The organism is Streptomyces sp. NBC_01750 (assembly GCF_035918095.1).
In the GTDB taxonomy this organism is placed as follows: Bacteria; Actinomycetota; Actinomycetes; order Streptomycetales; family Streptomycetaceae; genus Streptomyces.
This window is the reverse complement of record NZ_CP109137.1, coordinates 2182236-2198484: the sequence shown is the minus strand read 5'-3', so window position 1 is coordinate 2198484 and position 16249 is coordinate 2182236. Positions and strand designations below refer to the sequence as shown.

Annotated in this window: 17 protein-coding genes and 1 pseudogene; 5 read left to right on the top strand and 13 right to left on the bottom strand. The window is 66.9% G+C overall.

Features of this window, described 5'->3' with window-relative positions:
* Window positions 1-610: 610 nt before the first annotated feature.
* The 7 genes from OG966_RS09955 to OG966_RS09925 form a co-directional block, all read right to left on the bottom strand.
* Window positions 611-1333 carry a hypothetical protein gene (locus OG966_RS09955; RefSeq protein WP_326649113.1) on the bottom strand — a complete coding sequence of 241 codons (723 nt, stop codon included), beginning with the start codon at window positions 1331-1333 and terminating at the stop codon, window positions 611-613.
* 12 nt (window positions 1334-1345) lie between these two features.
* Window positions 1346-1612 (bottom strand): hypothetical protein, encoded by a 267-nt coding sequence (locus OG966_RS09950; protein WP_326649112.1) that lies wholly within the window; start codon window positions 1610-1612, stop codon window positions 1346-1348.
* The gene (locus OG966_RS09945; protein WP_326649110.1) at window positions 1609-1818 is read right to left on the bottom strand and encodes a hypothetical protein; all 210 of its coding nucleotides are present in this window, start codon (window positions 1816-1818) and stop codon (window positions 1609-1611) included. Before OG966_RS09945 ends, OG966_RS09950 begins: the two co-directional genes overlap by 4 nt.
* A 245-nt stretch (window positions 1819-2063) precedes the next feature.
* Window positions 2064-2744 carry a hypothetical protein gene (locus tag OG966_RS09940; RefSeq protein ID WP_326649109.1) on the bottom strand — a complete coding sequence of 227 codons (681 nt, stop codon included), beginning with the start codon at window positions 2742-2744 and terminating at the stop codon, window positions 2064-2066.
* 20 nt (window positions 2745-2764) lie between these two features.
* The gene (locus OG966_RS09935) at window positions 2765-3523 is read right to left on the bottom strand and encodes a hypothetical protein (protein WP_326649108.1); all 759 of its coding nucleotides are present in this window, start codon (window positions 3521-3523) and stop codon (window positions 2765-2767) included.
* 2 nt (window positions 3524-3525) lie between these two features.
* Window positions 3526-3831, bottom strand: coding sequence for a hypothetical protein (locus OG966_RS09930; protein WP_326649107.1), 306 nt, complete (start codon window positions 3829-3831; stop codon window positions 3526-3528).
* 688 nt (window positions 3832-4519) lie between these two features.
* Entirely contained in the window at window positions 4520-6178 is a 1659-nt protein-coding gene (locus OG966_RS09925; RefSeq protein WP_326649106.1) for a recombinase family protein, read from the bottom strand.
* A gap of 84 nt (window positions 6179-6262) precedes the next feature.
* On the opposite strand from OG966_RS09925, the gene OG966_RS09920 reads away from it, so the two are divergent.
* Both OG966_RS09920 and OG966_RS09915 read left to right on the top strand, forming a co-directional pair.
* Window positions 6263-6973, top strand: a complete 711-nt coding sequence (locus tag OG966_RS09920; RefSeq protein WP_326649105.1) for a DsbA family oxidoreductase — start codon at window positions 6263-6265, stop codon at window positions 6971-6973.
* A gap of 70 nt (window positions 6974-7043) precedes the next feature.
* Window positions 7044-8090 carry an aminotransferase class V-fold PLP-dependent enzyme gene (locus OG966_RS09915; RefSeq protein ID WP_326649104.1) on the top strand — a complete coding sequence of 349 codons (1047 nt, stop codon included), beginning with the start codon at window positions 7044-7046 and terminating at the stop codon, window positions 8088-8090.
* A 10-nt stretch (window positions 8091-8100) separates the two neighbouring features.
* Here the strand turns inward: OG966_RS09915 and OG966_RS09910 are convergent, their stop codons facing one another.
* Entirely contained in the window at window positions 8101-8643 is a 543-nt protein-coding gene (locus OG966_RS09910) for a MarR family winged helix-turn-helix transcriptional regulator (protein ID WP_326649103.1), read from the bottom strand.
* 134 nt (window positions 8644-8777) lie between these two features.
* On the opposite strand from OG966_RS09910, the gene OG966_RS09905 reads away from it, so the two are divergent.
* Window positions 8778-9848 (top strand): alkene reductase, encoded by a 1071-nt coding sequence (locus OG966_RS09905; RefSeq protein ID WP_326649102.1) that lies wholly within the window; start codon window positions 8778-8780, stop codon window positions 9846-9848.
* Between the two features lie 149 nt (window positions 9849-9997).
* Here OG966_RS09905 and thpD read toward each other — a convergent pair whose 3' ends face one another.
* The 5 genes and pseudogenes from thpD to OG966_RS09880 form a co-directional block, all read right to left on the bottom strand.
* The gene (gene thpD / locus OG966_RS09900) at window positions 9998-10894 is read right to left on the bottom strand and encodes an ectoine hydroxylase (protein ID WP_326649101.1); all 897 of its coding nucleotides are present in this window, start codon (window positions 10892-10894) and stop codon (window positions 9998-10000) included.
* Between the two features lie 3 nt (window positions 10895-10897).
* Window positions 10898-11296: an ectoine synthase gene (locus OG966_RS09895; RefSeq protein WP_326649099.1), complete on the bottom strand. Its 399-nt coding sequence runs from the start codon at window positions 11294-11296 to the stop codon at window positions 10898-10900.
* 31 nt (window positions 11297-11327) lie between these two features.
* Window positions 11328-12596 carry a diaminobutyrate--2-oxoglutarate transaminase gene (gene ectB, locus OG966_RS09890; RefSeq protein ID WP_326649098.1) on the bottom strand — a complete coding sequence of 423 codons (1269 nt, stop codon included), beginning with the start codon at window positions 12594-12596 and terminating at the stop codon, window positions 11328-11330.
* 24 nt (window positions 12597-12620) lie between these two features.
* Window positions 12621-13157 carry a diaminobutyrate acetyltransferase gene (gene ectA, locus OG966_RS09885; RefSeq protein WP_326649097.1) on the bottom strand — a complete coding sequence of 179 codons (537 nt, stop codon included), beginning with the start codon at window positions 13155-13157 and terminating at the stop codon, window positions 12621-12623.
* A gap of 372 nt (window positions 13158-13529) precedes the next feature.
* A pseudogene (locus OG966_RS09880) lies at window positions 13530-13858 on the bottom strand (alanine--glyoxylate aminotransferase family protein); the annotation flags it as partial.
* Window positions 13859-13915: 57 nt separating this feature from the next.
* Here OG966_RS09880 and OG966_RS09875 point away from each other — a divergent pair.
* Together OG966_RS09875 and OG966_RS09870 are read left to right on the top strand one after the other, a co-directional pair.
* On the top strand, window positions 13916-15001 hold the full coding sequence (locus OG966_RS09875; RefSeq protein WP_326649096.1) for an amidohydrolase family protein: 1086 nt from the start codon (window positions 13916-13918) through the stop codon (window positions 14999-15001).
* 316 nt (window positions 15002-15317) lie between these two features.
* Window positions 15318-16223 carry an SCO1860 family LAETG-anchored protein gene (locus tag OG966_RS09870; RefSeq protein ID WP_326649095.1) on the top strand — a complete coding sequence of 302 codons (906 nt, stop codon included), beginning with the start codon at window positions 15318-15320 and terminating at the stop codon, window positions 16221-16223.
* Window positions 16224-16249: the final 26 nt, after the last annotated feature.

Sequence of the window (16249 nt, the reverse complement as noted above, 5' to 3'; positions counted from 1 at the left end):
CTCTCCGTGACCGCTCACTGTTGACGACCAGCGAGGACAGATCATTGATCGCTGCATAGACGTCAGCGCGGTCAGCGTTAGTAGGCAACTGCACTTGCGCTGCGATCACCTGGGCAATGCGCGGTGCATCGTTACCGAAATGCCAAAGGTCACCAGCGGCTGGCTGATGGTCAGTCAGCAATGCCTCAACAATGCGGAGCGCAGCCCAGTATTCAGGGTCACGTGTGGGCACCAGGTACGGCGCGAGGATGATTAGTGGGTTGGGCATTTGCCCTCCGTTCAGCAAGAGGGGGCCGACCAGCATTACGCCAGCCAGCCCCCAGGGGTGGTAGTCACCTACTCATTTCAGTAGGTGGGTGGGTGCGCTGCGCGCCTTACTCGCTGACGCCGTCCATGCGGCCCAGAAGAGCGTCTAGCCGCCCCTCACGCTTGGCGCTGACAATGTCCGCAGGGCTCATACCGTCGAGATCAGCGCGGGTTAGCTGCCCCTCGGGCCAAGGCTGCACGGCAGGCGTCGACGGCTCAAGCTCGGCAGGCTTGGGCTCAGTCGCGCGCCGGTAATTGGCCAGGGCTGCGGACTGCTGCACTGCCTTGATTTGGTACGGGTACATCAGGCGTCACCCTCAGCGATTCGGATTTCATTGTTGGCAGACCTTGCCAGCGCTACAGCCTGCGAACGCTGTATCTCCATCGACTTTCCGTCACCGAACGTGACCGTTACCAGCGGGTCAGGCTCGCGGGCCGTCTTGAAGCTGCCCAGTACCTCGCGAATCTCAGCGATCGGCTCAGTGAAGCTCGGCACAAGACCATCAGCGCACTGCGGATTGCAAACGCTGTCGTTGTAGTCCGGGCGGCCGGAACCCTGCCAGGCACGCACGTAGTTGACGAATGACGTTGCAGCGCCGAAAGCATCGCGGGCAGCGAGGAATGCGCGGTAAGCCTCCTCGGTGCGCTGTGCGGCCGCCTGAAGGCCGTTCATGGCCTCCGGCAGGAGAGTGCCAGCCACCGGCCGGTAAGCCTCCACAGCAGCCCTGTCAGCGTTTCGCACGGCAGAGGTGAGGGCCTGGTGTACGCCGACCACTCGCGGGCGGGCATCCCGGGCCTTGGCCACCTCGCTGGTGCCTTTTAGCCCGTCCTTCCCCTCGGCCACAGCGTCAATCGCGCTGCGAATGTCCTTGCCCTCAGCGATAGCCCGCCAGTTCTCAGCGAGGACGTCAGCCCACTTGTCCTCGAAATCAGTCAGCCGCTCATGGGTTAGGTCGCGCTCGGCGATTAGCTCAGCGACAGCCTGCGGAAGCAGCTCGGACGGCGGGAACATGGTGATGTCAGTCATGGGTGGTTCTCCCTAGTTGGTGCGCTGTCGCGCGTTGTTGGTCTGGCGAGCCTTGCTCCACCAGGGGTTAGTCAGCCCGTACAGGCGTCGCTCGTCCATGCGGAACCCTGCGTGAGTAACTACAGCGAGAAAGGCGCCGAATGGGACGGTTGGCTTACCGGCACCGGTCAGGTACGCATTTACGACCAGCCAGAGGGTGTCCCGGAATATGAAGCGCTCTTCGTCGTCGACCGTTACGGCCCTCAGCGCGTCGAATACATCTGCTGTGCGGTCGCTCATCGGGCAGCCTGCCGATACGTGGTGGCCTTAGAAGCAGCCTGCGCGTTGACCAGCCGGGCCAGCGAGTCAGTCACATTGCACAGTGCCTGGATGTCCTCGACCTTTGGTGCGTCGTCGTCAAGCAGGCGGGCGGCCATGACGGTAATCAGGACTTCAAGCGACTGGCGAGTGCGCGGGCGGTTAGCGATGTCAGCGGGGGTGGGCATGGCACATACTCATTTCAGTAGGTGGTGGGGGTTGCGTTAGCTATCTGATGGCCGGTCAGGGTTCTGGCCGGCTCGGGTGTCAGGGCAGGTCAGCACGCTGCGGGGCAGGCATCGCCCTTTGCGCTGCGGTTTGCGGTGGAGCGGAGAGGGTGCACAATTTTTTGACACCGGTAGGAACTCTCCATATACGTTAGGGAGTTATGACCGGTGCAAGATTTTTGTGCACCCCTCCGGCCCGCTGTTGCTTACGCGCTTTGCTGCTGTCCGAAGATGTCCGTAACGCCATCAGCGGTCTGCTGCCGCTCGCTGGCCCGGTCCTCCGGGAACCGAATCCCCGCGTACTTCCAACCGTCCTTGGATCGTCGCTCGATGACCCCACGGTTTAGAAGCTGCTTCTTGACGCTGCCAGGCTTGTACTTGGCGGAGGTGTCGCCGTTGTCGGCGCACCATTCCTTGAGCCGCCGATTGAAGTCGGTACGCGAGATCTCGTAGCCATCGTCGTATTCGAAGATCTCACCAACCAGCGCCTTCAGCGGGTCGACCGCCTCTTTGTGCTGCTGAGTTGCTTCGCGGACCTCGTCAATGTCGTACAGCCTGCCCGCTGTGTAATAGCGCTTCGCGCCCTCAACGATCCATGCGGCGACGCCTTGCAGCTCCGCGCCTTGAATCGTCGGCTCTAGCTCCGGGTCCTCCCTGCCAGCGAAAGACTCGCCAAACAGAATGGCCTTAGTTCGGGCCCATAGCGCTGCTCCGCCCGCTGCAAACTCCGGCAGATGGTTCGTGGCCAGTACCAGCGTGAACGTGGGAACGAACGTGAATTCCTTGCCGTACAGGTGGCGCGCCTGGATTCGGTCGCCGCCCGTGTGCTTCTTCAGCCTCGCTGTGTTCATGGGCACTTCGGCTTCGCCCTCTTGGGCAACCACCATGCGAGCACCCCTCAGCGCGGCTATCTGCTCCGTGTGCGGCTCCCGACCCCGGCCACCCTCGTACAGCCCGAAATCGACTTCACGGACGATCTGAGGGCCGAACGCAGCCTGCATGGTCCGGACGTCGTGCCCTTGCCATTGCGGCCGTGAGCGCCGTACCAGACGCCTAGCAGGTGGTCCCTGACTTCGCCCGTGATGCAGACGCCTAGGAAGTCTTGGTAGTACCGCTGTAGCTCCGGCTTGCCCGGAAAGACTTCAGCGATGAACTGTTCCCAGCGGGGGGCCTTAGCGTCGGGGTCGTAGTCGACCAGCGCAGCGAAGGTGAGTCGGTCATCAGGGTCATGCGGCCGGATCTCGCCGGTGCGCAAGTCCACGGTTCCGTTCTGGAACGTCAGCAGGTGCCGGGCGTTGTCGAAGTCGTCGACGGTGGCCCGGAATTCCGGCAGCGCTGTCATTTCGCGGACCATGACGGAGCGTTCCCGCCCGTTGAGCATCTTGGATACCGCAGCGCCACCCCATGAGCGGTCATCCTCGCTGGCGACCATGCGCTGAATCAGTGCGTTGGATGCTTCGGTCACTGCCTGGAGCGCTGCCCCATCGTCGCCAGTCGGCGCCCACACCTTTCCGTCCCAGCGATACCAGCCGAGCCCTTCAACGAACTTGAGACGATCGGCGCAGTGGTCAGCAACGAACTTGGCGAAATTCGTGTGCCGCACGTCGACGCTAACGTTTAGGGCTTTGGCCGTGCGCGACCAGTAGGCGTCATCGAAAGTCGTCAACGTCAGACCCCATCCGGCAGAAAGTCAGCGGCGGCAGATGCGCTCTTGTCCGCTGCCCTGCGCTTGCGCGCTTCGCGCTCCGGGGACTCAAGTCCGTTGCCTGCGTACAGGTCGCGCTTGAAGTTCGTCGCGTCAGCGGTAGCGGCAGCGAGTGCGAGCGTTGCGTGAACCTGGGCTTGCGCGGAAAGCCGGTTGGCCTCCTCGTCGCTGACAAGGCACATGTCCATCCCGTTGAGGGAATTTCGCACAGTGTGCGTAGCCTGCGCCATCAGTACTTCGGCGCGCTGGTAGTGCTCGTATCCGTTCATGGGTGTTTCCTCTCATGGTCTGTCAGACCGGTTAGGCGCCCTGGGTCCAAAGGCGGATTGTGGGGATGCCCAGTGCACAGGCGTCGCGGATTGCTTCCTGACTCATGACTCCGCGCGCTGTGGGCATTAGCGTCTTCAGTTCGCTGTCAACGGCAGCGAGTTGGGCCCGCAGTTCCTTGCGTCGGATACCGAGGGTCTTAATCCTGGTTTCGACTTCGCGTGCATTCACGCTGTCTCCGTTCCATGTTTGGGTTCAGTTGATGGGCAACAAAAAACCCGACAGCGCGTGGCTACCGGGTTTCCTGTTGACAGACCAGCAGGAGGAAGGGGGGCGGTTCGTTTCCCTCTCACCGTGTATCTAGCGAGTCGGTTACTCGTTGTCGTCAATTTGACGCTAAGTGTCATCAGCGCCGCGCGCCGTCCCTCTCGAAGTAGGTCTAGCGAGTCGGATACCAGCGGGCAGCAGAAAGCCCCGGCATCCGTACTGGGACACCGGGGCCTGTCTCGCTGGTCTAGCGGCTAAGCGCCCCAACGTCCCCCATCAGCGCGTCCATAAGGGCCTCGACGCGCTCTAGACGCTGCCGGATCAATACCGACTCCCCTTCGGCCGTCAGGCGGGCGCTCAGGACTTCCCAGCGGGCCGACAGGGCGTTGTACTCCGCAGCCCAATCGGCTGCCTCAGCGCGGCTCATCGGGCATCCCAGGCATCCCACGCAGCGTCTTCCTGGCTACTGTCTTTGTCCCGCCAGTCAGGGTCCAGCCGGTCAAGGATCGGCGTTCGGTCACCGCGATAGCGCGCAGGTGCCAGCGTCACACCCTTTAGCGCTGCCCGCAGTAGTGCGCGCTGCCCGCTGATGCCTGCCCCTTGCCAGAGTCCCGCAATGCCCTCAGGGTCCATCAGCGGAGTGAGGTCAGCCTCTTGCGCCAGTTCTGCCAACTCTGCTTTCAGTGAGTCGATTTGGGCGTTGAGTGACCGCCACAGGTACTCGTAATCAGCCTCGCTGATCCGGTTGAGAACGAACCGTTCCTTACGGAGCTGCATCTCTCGCCCTACCGCTGATTCCAGGGCCGCATTTGCTTGCGCCTTACGCGCTTCCGCCTCAGGGTCCTGATACGCCAGCCAGTCACGCGCGATGTCTCGGATAACCGGCGAGGTGGGTGCCAGGTTCAGCACGTGGTTAATCCACATCGTGGAGACAGCGTCATCAGCGCGGGATCGCTCCGTGGAAACCCCCTTGCAGGATGACGGACCCTCGACCTGCCGCGCATAACAGCGGTAGTTCACCCCGCCATTGGCCATGGGTCCTCCACAGTGCCCGCAGCGAAGCGTGCCGCTGAGAAGTGCCACGGTTTCCCGCTTGCCTCGCGTCCGGTCGCCAATGCTGGTACCAGGCTGAGCACGACCGGCGAGAATGGCGGAAATCTTGACGTGCTCGGCGAACGTGATGACTCCCTCTCCCAGCGAGATCGGGTGACCATCCTTGCTCAGCAGCGGAGTACCGCCACGGTGGTACTTACCGAGATCCTTTCCGTTCCCGTCGAGCAACTTTTCCCGGTTGGCAACCAGGCCAGCCCAAGTCACGCTGTGCGCCAGGCTGATGATTCCGGGCCCCGTCCACTTCTTTCCGTGGCGGGTTTTCACCTTCTCGCTGTTGAGCCTGTCAGCGATCCAGCCGGGCGTTTTGCGGTCGAGTAGGTACTCAGCGATGCGGCGCGCTGTGGCGTACTCCTGCGGGTCGTGAGACAGCTTCCCGGAACCAGCGACACAGCGCAGACCGTACGGCGTCACTCCGCCGGTAAAGCGGCCCTCAGCCTTGTTCGAGTCGATGCCCAGTTTGGTGAACGTCGAGATATCCGCCGCTTGCTCCCGCGCTTGCTCGCTGAGAATCGCCAGGATCATGCGGCTACGCGTCGAATCGATGTTCTCGGCGACGACGTAGATACGCGCCTGTCGCTCTTCCAGGGCATCCAGCAGCAGACCGACTTGGCCCATGCCCCGGCGTGACAGGCGGGAGGTTTTGAAGACGTACAGAGTCTTGGACAGACCAGCGCCGACGATTGCCGCTGTTGCTCCGTCGAATTCCTCGCGGCGAACGTACGCCTTGCTAGCACTCTTCTGCTCAAACCAAACGTGGCGGATTCGCTTACCCTCGTGGGCAGCGTGGGCACACATTCGGCGAACCTGCTCCCTCAGTGAGCTAACGGTGTCCTTCTGCTTTGAGCGCCGGACGTACATCTCAGCGAGATCAGCGGGGGTGCCGGTGGCAGGGGTCCAGAGATTCAGCTCTTTCAGCTCGCTGTCCTCGAATCCCAGCGCGCGCAGGGCTGGCAGGTCGTCGCGTTCCATGGGGCGTCCCGTTCGGTCGGAGATGGCGACCTCTTCTAGGGAGTCGGTTACCTAGAACCGGCAAAACCCCAGGTCAGAGGCCATATGGCTCCGTTGGTCCATGGGTGTCCCTGGTGCTACATCGGGAAGGCACGCTTCGAGCAGGGTCTCGCGGCCTTCGCCCACCGCGACCAGGTCGAGGTGGTGCACCGCTCCTTCGAGCTCGACCCGAACCGCGCCAAGGGCGAGACCGGCCCGGTGATCCCCATGCTGGCGAAGAAGTACGGGCGCACCCTCGAGGAAGCGCGGTCGATGGAGGAACACGTCGCTTCCAACGCGCGCGCCGAGGGCCTCGACTACCGTGCCGAGGGCCGCGACCACGGCAACACCTTCGAGATCCACCGGCTGCTGCACCTGGCCAGGGCCTGCGGCCGCCAGGACGAGCTGCTGAACCTCGCCTACCGGGCGAACTTCGCCGAGGAGCGGTCCGTCTTCGACGCCGAGACCCTCCTCGAGCTCGCCGTGGAGGCCGGTCTGGACGCGGACGAGGCCCGGGCGGTCCTTGCCGACGAGGACGCGTATGCCGACGAGGTACGCGCGGATGAGCGCGAGGCAGCCGAGCTGGGCGCCACCGGCGTGCCGTTCTTCGTCCTCGACCGGCGCTACGGCGTCTCCGGCGGCCAGCCGGCAGAGGTCTTCACCCAGGCGCTGGAGCAGGCGTGGCAGGGCCGGGCGATCACCCCGATCGGCGCGGACGCGGCCGCCTGCGACACCGACGGCTCCTGCGAGGTTCCGCAGCCCGGAGCACATGCTTGAGCGCTGCTGAGCGGTTCCCCTCGACAATTCGCGGTTGACCAGCCGTTGGGGGGCACCGCAGGGTGATCCCATGGAGACCCTGGGTGGCGCCGAGTTCGCGCCTGACACGACGTATCTGAACACCTCCACCTGCGGGCTGCTGCCCAGCAGGACCGTCGCGGCCGTCACGGCGCTGGCCGAGGAGCTCGCGGCAGGGCGGCCGGGCGGCGCGGGTGACTACTCGGAGGTGACCGCCGCCCGGCAGTCCTTCGCACGCCTCACCGGTGTGGACGAGGAGCGGGTCGCCGTCGGCGGTTCGGTCTCCGTGCATGTCGCACTGATCGCGAGCTCGCTGCCGACCGGCGCCGAAGTCCTTTTCCCCGAGGGGGAGTACGCCTCGGTCATCACGCCCTTCACGGTGCGCGGGGATCTCAAGCTGCGGTACGCACCGCTGGACGAGCTGGCCGATGCGGTGCGTCCGGGCACCGCGCTGGTGGCCTTCTCCTCGGTGCAGTCGGCCGACGGCCGGATCGCCGATACGCGGGCCATCCGGGCCGCCGCGGCCGCGCACGGCGCCCGTACGCTTCTCGACGCCAGCCAGTCGGCGGGCTGGCTGCCGCTTGACGCGGGCGCGTGGGACTACACCGTCACCGGCGGCTTCAAGTTCCTGCTCTGTCCGCGCGGCGCCTCCTTCCTCACCGTGACCGAGGAGGCGCAGGAGGCCCTGGTGCCGATCCACGCGGGGACCTTCGCCGCCGAGGAGCTGTGGGGGACCACATACGGACCGATCGAGGAACTGGCGAACTCCGCGCGCCGGTTCGACGAACCCACCGCTTTCCTCTCGTACCACGGAGCGAAGCAGTCACTCGCGCTGCTGGAGGAGACCGGAATCGACGCCGTACACGCCCACAACACCTCGCTCGCCCGGCGGTTCCGGGCGGGGCTGGCGGAGCTGGGCCATGAACCGGTGCCCGGTGAGTCCGGCATCGTCGCCGTCCCGGGGCTCGGCCACCGCGTCGCGGAGCTGGCCCGCGCGGGAGTCATCGTCGCGGACCGGGCGGGAAATCTGCGCGCCGCCTTCCACCTCTACAACTCCGCCGCCGAGGCGGACCGGGTGCTGGACGTCCTGTCGGGCTGAGGGTGCGAGATCAGCAGCCCGGCTGTGCGCCCGGGCCGCCGTGGAGCTCCGAGCCCGGGTCGGGGCAGCCCTCGGTCTCGGTGCAGAGATTCGCCTCGACCTTGGCGAGCAGCCGGGTGAGCTCGCGGCGCTCGTCCGCGTCGAGCCCGGCGAGCGTGTGCTCCTCCAGCTCGCCCCAGGCGGCCTTCACATCGGTGAACAGAGCGCAGCTGTTGTCCGTGGCCTCGACGAGCACCGCGCGCCGGTCGTCCGGGTCCGGGGAGCGGCGTACATGCCCGGTCTGTTCCAGGCGCTGGAGCATCTTGGTGACGGTCGAGGGGTCGAGGTCGACGGCCTTGATGAGCTCCGACTGCCGTACGGGCCCGGCGTCCCACAGGCGCATCATCAGGAACTCCTGACCGGGGTAGAGGCCGGCTCCCTTGAGCAGCTTGCCCGCGGCGATGCGGTGGAGTCGGGCGACCCGGGACAAGGCATGGCTGACCGGGCCGCCGCGGGCGGCCCTGGGCAGCTCGCTACAGACAGGATCTGTCTGCGCCGCGGATGTGGCGGACATCGTGGCCTCCTCGGACCTCCGGGTTTGAGGTACTGAGAGTACTCACAGAGATATTAACTTGGCCGACCAAGTAATGCGCTACAGTGGCCCCCGTCGTATTTACTTGGCCGACCACATAAATCTTGGGGGCTCCCATGACCACCGCCTTCGACCCGATCGACCTGTCCGGTACCCAGCTCGGCAACCGGATCGCCATGGCACCCATGACCCGCAGCCGGGCGTTCGGCGAAGGACTCACCGTCACCGACTCCACCGTCGAGTACTACGGCCAGCGCGCTTCGGCCGGCCTGATCATCACCGAAGGCATCCAGCCCTCGGTCGTCGGCCGCGGCTACCCGAACACCCCGGGACTGCACAGTGCCGAGCAGGTCGCCGCGTGGCGCAAGGTCACCGACGCCGTGCACGCCAAGGGCGGCAAGATCTTCGCCCAGATCATGCACGCCGGGCGTATCGGCCACCCGGTGCTCTGGCCGGACCAGGAACTTCTCAGCGTGGCCCCCTCCGCCGTCGCCGCCGCCGGGCAGCTCTACACGCAGGAGGGCCCCAAGGACTTCATCGCCCCGCGGGAGCTGTCCGGCGACGAAGTACGCGCCATCATCGGCGAGTTCGTCGACGCGTCCCGCAACGCCATCGAGGCCGGCTTCGACGGCGTCGAACTGCACGGCGCCAATGGCTATCTCATCCACCAGTTCCTCGCCCCCAACACCAACCTGCGCACCGACGAGTGGGGCGGATCCGTCGAGAACCGCATCCGCTTCGCCGTCGAGGTGACCAAGGCCGTGGTGGCCGAGATCGGTGCCGAGCGGACCGGGCTGCGGGTCTCTCCCGGCAACGCGTACAACGACATCGCCGAGACGGACACCGAGGCGGTCTACCCCGCGCTGGTCAAAGAGCTGGAGCCGCTGGGCCTCGGCTATCTGCACGTCGTCGAGATGACTCCGGGCTTCCGGGATGTGACGCTCGCGCTGCGCAAGCAATTCAGCGGCACCTTCATCCTCAACCCGTCGACCGAGGGCCCCACCGACCACGGGGCGCTGGGGCTGATCGAGGACGGCATCGCGGACGTCCTCGCCTTCGGCGCGCTGTTCCTGGCCAACCCGGACCTGCCGGCCAGGCTCAAGGCCGAAGGCCCGTACAACACCCCGAACACGGCCACGTTCTTCGGCGGTGACGACAAGGGTTACATCGACTACCCGGCCCTGTAAGGCAGTCGCACGCGGCAGGGCCCGGCGCCCCTCGGTGCGAGGGGCGCCGGGCCCTGCCGTGGATGGCTACCGCACCGGAGTGAAGTCCCGTGCCCCGATGCTGTGTCCATGGCGGCTTCGCCGCGGGCCGGCCGTCGGCCAGAAGTGGCTTACCGCACCGGAGTAAAGTCCCGCGCTCCGATGTACTCCGGCCTGGGCACCGGCGCCGCGAACGGCTTCACGGCAGCGTTCTCCACGCTGTTGAAGACGATGAAGACATTGCTGCGCGGGTACGGGGTGATGTTGTCCCCGGAGCCGTGCATGCAGTTGCAGTCGAACCAGGTCGCCGAACCGGCCCGGCCGGTGAAGAGCCGGATGCCGTGCCGGTCGGCGTACCGGGTCAGCGCTTCGTCCGAGGGAGTGCCCGCGTCCTGCATCTGCAGTGACTTCTTGTAGTTGTCCTTCGGCGTCTCGCCCGCACAGCCCAGGAACGTCTTGTGCGAACCGGGCATGATCATCAGGCCGCCGTTGGTGTCACGGTTCTCGGTCAGCGCGATCGAGACGGAGACGGTGCGCATGTTCGGCAGACCGTCCTCGGCGTGCCAGGTCTCGAAGTCCGAGTGCCAGTAGAAGCCCGAGGCGCCGAAGCCCGGCTTCACATTGATACGGGACTGGTGGACGTACACGTCCGAGCCGAGGATCTGCCGGGCTCTGCCCACCACCCGCTCATCGCGCACCAGACCGGCGAAGATCTCGCTGAGCCTGTGCACCTCGAAGACCGAGCGCACGTCTCTCGACTTCGGCTCGATGATCGAGCGATCGTCGGCACGTACCGCGGGGTCGGTGACCAGCCGTTCCAGCTCGGCTCGGTAGAGCGCGACCTCGTCCGGCGTGATCAGCTCGTCGACGGTCAGGAAGCCGTCCCGCTCGAAGCCCATGAGTTCGGAGGGGACGATCGGCCCCGGCGCCCCGGGCGCGGACCACACAACCGGGTCCTGGCGCGGAGTGGTCACCTCGCCCGCGCCGCGTGTCGGGTACAGGTCGGTGCGTACAGGGGCGGTGGTCATCGTTCAGCCCTCCTCGGTGAGCAGCGGGTAGACGCCGTTCTCGTCGTGGTCCTCCCGTCCGGTGACCGGCGGGTTGAAGACGCAGACACAGCGGAAGTCGGTCTTGGGGCGCATGGTGTGGCGCTCGTGGCCGTCCAGCAGATACATCGTGCCGGGCTCGATCCAGTGGGTCTCGCCGGTCTCGTCATCGGTGAGCTCGGCCTCGCCCTCCACGCAGAGCACGGCCTCGATGTGGTTCGCGTACCACATCGACGTCTCCGTACCCGCGTACAGCACGGTCTCGTGGAGCGAGAAGCCGACCTTCTCCTTGGCGAGCACGATGCGCTTGCTCTCCCAGGTGCCGGAAGAGGCCTTCACATGGCGCTCGGTGTTCTCGATGTCCTTGAACGATCGGACGATCACGGTGAGTCGCTGCCTTTCTCGTACGGTGGTGTCAGGCCGTTTCGCGGACGGAACGGGCCAGGGTGCGCAGGCCCTCGTCCAGCTCGTCGGGGGAGATGGTGAGCGCGGGCAGAAGCTTCACCACTTCGCTCTGGGGACCAGAGGTCTCCAGCAGCAGCCCCAGCTCGAAGGCGCGGGCGCAGACCGCCGAGGCACGTGCCTTGTCCTCGAACTCCAGGCCCCAGACGAGGCCGCGGCCGCGGAAGCTCAGTCCGGTCCCCGCGCTCTCGTCGACGATGGCCAGCAGCGCACGCTCGACCTGCTCGCCCCGCGCCAGAGTCTGCTTCTCCATCTGGCCGTCGGCCCAGTAGGTGTTGAGCGCGGCGGTGGCGGTGACGAACGCCGGGTTGTTGCCGCGGAAGGTGCCGTTGTGCTCGCCCGGCTCCCAGATGTCCAGCTCCGGCTTGAACAGGCAGAGCGACATGGGCAGTCCGTAGCCGCTGATGGACTTCGACAGGGTGACGATGTCCGGCGTGATGCCGGCCTCCTCGAAGGAGAAGAAGCCGCCGGTACGGCCGCAACCCATCTGGATGTCGTCCACGATCAGCAGCATGTCCTGGCGGTGGCACAGGTCCTGAAGGGCTCGCAGCCACTCGGCGCGGGCCACATTGATGCCGCCCTCGCCCTGCACCGTCTCGACGATGACGGCGGCCGGCTTGTTGAGGCCGGAGCCCTGGTCCTCGAGCAGCCGCTCGAACCAGATGAAGTCCGGGACCTGGCCTTCGAAGTAGTTGTCGAAAGGCATCGGCGTGCCGTGCACGAGCGGGATGCCGGCGCCGGCGCGCTTGAAGGCGTTGCCGGTGACGGCGAGCGCGCCCAGCGACATGCCGTGGAAGGCGTTGGTGAACGAGACGACGGACTCGCGCCCCTTCACCTTGCGGGCCAGCTTGAGCGCCGACTCGACCGCGTTGGTGCCGGTCGGGCCGGGGAACATGACCTTGTACGGCAGATCGCGCGGCCGCAGGATCACGTTCTGGAACGACTCGAGGAAGGCGCGTTTGGCGGTGGTGGCCATGTCCAGGCCGTGGGTTATGCCGTCGCGCTCGATGTAGTCGATCAGCGCGCGTTTCAGCACCGGGTTGTTGTGCCCGTAGTTGAGCGATCCGGCGCCGGCGAAGAAGTCGAGGTAGGTGTGGCCGTCCTCGTCGTGGAGGTAGCTGCCCTGCGCGCGGTCGAACACGGCGGGCCAACCGCGGCAGTAGCTGCGTACCTCCGACTCCAGGGTCTCGAAGACACTCAGGGCGGGCGGGGTGATGGTCACAGCAGTCTCCAGATGTGGGGGAGGTCAGGCGGAGAGGGGGCCGATGCGGTAGAGCACTTCCGGCTGGTGCGTTCCTTCGGGGAACAGCCCGCCGTCGAAGAGGACTTCGCGCTCCAGCCGCGCCCCGTGGCGCTGGGCGTAGGAGGTGAAAAGGCGGTCGGACGCGGCGTTGTCCGGGGTGATGGTCGTCTCGATCTCACGGACCCCGCGGCCGTCGGTGACCCTGACGGTCAGCGCGTCCAGCAGTACGCCGGCGAGTCCACGGCCGCGGTGCGCCTGGTCGACGGCGACCTGCCAGACGACAAGTGCCTCGGGGCGGTCAGGGCGTACGTAGCCCGTGACGAAGCCGATGGGCTCACCGTCGGAGCCGCGCGCCACCACGGAGGTGGCGGCGAAGTCGCGACACCACAGCAGATAGCTGTACGAGGAGTTGAGGTCCAGGACCTCGGAGTCGCGGGCGATGCGCCAGATCGCGGCTCCGTCCTCCACTCGTGGGGTATCGATCTCCAGAAATTCGCTCGGGGTCTTGGCTCGTACAAGGTCTTCTTGTGCGGCGGTCATGCAGAGGAAATTTACCGAGCAAATTCAAAAAATGCATCGAGGGAAGGGGTTGGGTGATGCGCCTCCTTGTGTTATCGCGCGGGCGCGAGCCTCGGGGCGGCGAGGCGCCATTTTCAGGGCTTTTGCGCCGGAATTATGGGGGTTAATCGGACGCGCTGTGGAGTCGGTCACACGCAGGTAACCCTCTTGAGATCCGTCCGAATTACGTCAGTCGATCCTGTCGAAAGCTTGGTGTTTAGGATCGGCAAACCGGGGCAGACGAATACGGGAAGCTGCCCGTAATAAAGCGGCTTCCGTCTATTCCAATTTAACGCGACTTTAAATCCCCGAGGAATGCTTTGCGCCGTGACCGCGGTCACTTCACGGATGGCGTCAGGCCACGGCGGCCGTGCGCCGGGCCGCCTCAGGGTCCACCCGCACACCCGACTCGCCTGGCGCCGCGCCCAGCAGCGCCGGCGTGGATCGCACGGTGGCGAGGGTGGCGTCCGCGCCGTAGTGGTTGCCCCGGAGAATCTCCTGGGCACGTACCCAGCCACCCGCGATCAGCGGCAGCGACGGGTCGGCCGCGAGAGCGTCGCGACCAGCTCGGAGGCGTCGACTCCGGCCGGGGCACGCAGCGTTGTGGCCACCGGCGCCGCCTCCCGCACCTCGTGGACGTACGGCTCGAGACCGCCGCCGAGCACCGGTGCGCCGGTGCGCGTGCCGCCGTGTCCGGTCGGCCGCGCCGAGGGTACCCAGCGCCTCGTACAGTGCTGGACATGAGCGATCGCGTGGTGCTGCATGTGAAGGGGCGGGTGCTCGCCGGTCCCGACGACGTCAGGGACGAGCTGTGGGCGGTGGACGGCCGGATCACGTACGAACGGCCGCGCGCCGAGGCGCTCACCGTCGCGGGCTGGGCGCTGCCCGGTCTGGTCGACGCGCACTGCCATGTCGGTCTTGACCATCACGGCGCGGTCGACGAGACGACCAGCGAGAAGCAGGCGTTCACCGACCGGGACGCGGGCACGCTGCTCATCCGCGACGCCGGATCGCCGTCCGACACCCGCTGGATCGACGACCGCGAGGACCTTCCGAAGATCATCAGGGCGGGCCGGCACATCGCGCGCACCCGCCGCTACATCCGCAACTACGCCCATGAGATCGAGCCGGGCGACCTTGTCGCGTATGTCGCGCGGGAGGCGCGGCGCGGCGACGGATGGGTCAAGCTCGTCGGGGACTGGATCGACCGGGACGCGGGCGATCTGACCGCCTGCTGGCCGCGCGGCGAGGTCGCTGCGGCGATCGCCGAGGCGCACCGGCTGGGCGCGCGGGTGACCGCGCACTGCTTCGCCGAGGTCGCGCTCCGGGACCTGGTCGAAGCGGGCATCGACTGCATCGAACACGCCACCGGGCTCACCGAGGACACCATCCCGCTGTTCGCGGAGCGGGGCGTCGCGATCGTCCCGACGCTGGTCAACATCGCGACGTTCCCGGACCTCGCCGCGGGCGCCGAAGCGAAGTTCCCCGACTGGTCCGCCCATATGCGCCGGCTGTACGAGCGCCGCTACGACACGGTGCGCGCGGCGTACGACGCGGGCATCCCGGTCTTCGTCGGTACGGACGCGGGCGGCTCGCTGGCCCACGGTCTGGTCGCCGCGGAGGTGGCGGAACTGGTGAAGGCGGGCATCCCGCCGGTCCAGGCGCTGTCGGCGACGGCCTGGGGGGCGCGTCAGTGGCTGGGCCGCCCCGTGCTGGAGGAGGGCGCGCCGGCGGACCTGGTGGTCTACGACACGGATCCGCGGGCGGACGTCAGGGCGCTGGCGGCGCCGCGGCGGGTGATCCTCAACGGCCGTGTGATCGGCTGACGAGCGCCGCTCCCCTCCGGCAGTCGTGGTGACCCAGCGTGACCGAGGCTGCCGCCGTTCGTCGAGGCACTTCACGTGCGAGCCGGTTCGATCGACCGGCGCACCACCCGTTCGCGGCCACAGGGTGGCCCCGCAGGAACACTCGTACCTCAAGAATCGAATACGGACACGGAAACTCCACGTTGGGGTGAACTCGCTCCAGGTGTCTGTTGGTTCACTCTCGGTGCGCAAGGATTCCGGTGTCCCAAGTCGCCGCCGTCCGTGCGTCCCAGCGGGGCGGCAGCGGCGCCGTGTCTCCTGTGGGGGTTCCACCATCTTGAACAGCAACACCTTCCGCATGCCCGCACGCCGCTGCGCCGCCGCGGCGGCAGCTGCCGCGCTGGTCGCAGGACCCGTCGCGGTCGCCGGGCCGGCGCACGCCACAGGGGGTGGCGGCGAGGGACGGGCGAGTGCGGTCGTGCTCCGCACCGGGCTCGATGTGTCCCTGCTCGACAAGACCGTCGACGTCCCGCTCAAGGCCACGCTCAACGAGGTGCGGGCCCCTGCCGGTGCCGAGAAGACCGCGCTGACCGTGCAGTTGGACGGGGTCGACCGGGGCAGGCCCGTCCAGGTGCTGCGCGCGGACGTGGCCACCGCGAAGGCCACCGCTGACCGGCGCCGGGCCGAGGGTTACGCAAACCTCGCCCGCGCCAGGCTGCATGTGCCCGGACTGCCGCTGCTCTCGCTCGTCGAGATCGAGGAGGTCACGTCGAAGGCCGTCTGTGAGGCGGGCAAGCAGCCGGTGGCCGAGTCGAATCTGCTCGGCCGGGTGACCGTGCTCGGCAAGAAGGTCACGCTCTCCACCAGCGGCCCCACCCGGGTCGAGGTGCCGGGGGTCGGCGAGGTGACGCTCGATCTGTCGAAGACACACACCACGTCCCGTACGGCCGCCGCCACCGCGCTCGAGCTGAAGGTGTCGGTCAACCCGCTCAAGCTGAACGTCGCCGACGTCACCGGCGTGGTCACGCTCGCCGAGGCGACATGCGAATCGCCCGCCGCGCGGGAACCGTCCTCGGGACCGAGCGGCGGTGTGCGGGCGCAGTCCGGCGAGGCCCCCGCCGAGGAGGACCTCGCCGAGACCGGCGGCAACTCCATGACCCGGTACCTCGCGGGCGGCGCGGTGCTGCTGCTGGCGGCGGGCGGCGCCGCGATGGTGCTGGCCCGAGCCCGGTCCAGGAGCTGACACCCGGCGTCCGGTCGCCCCGCACG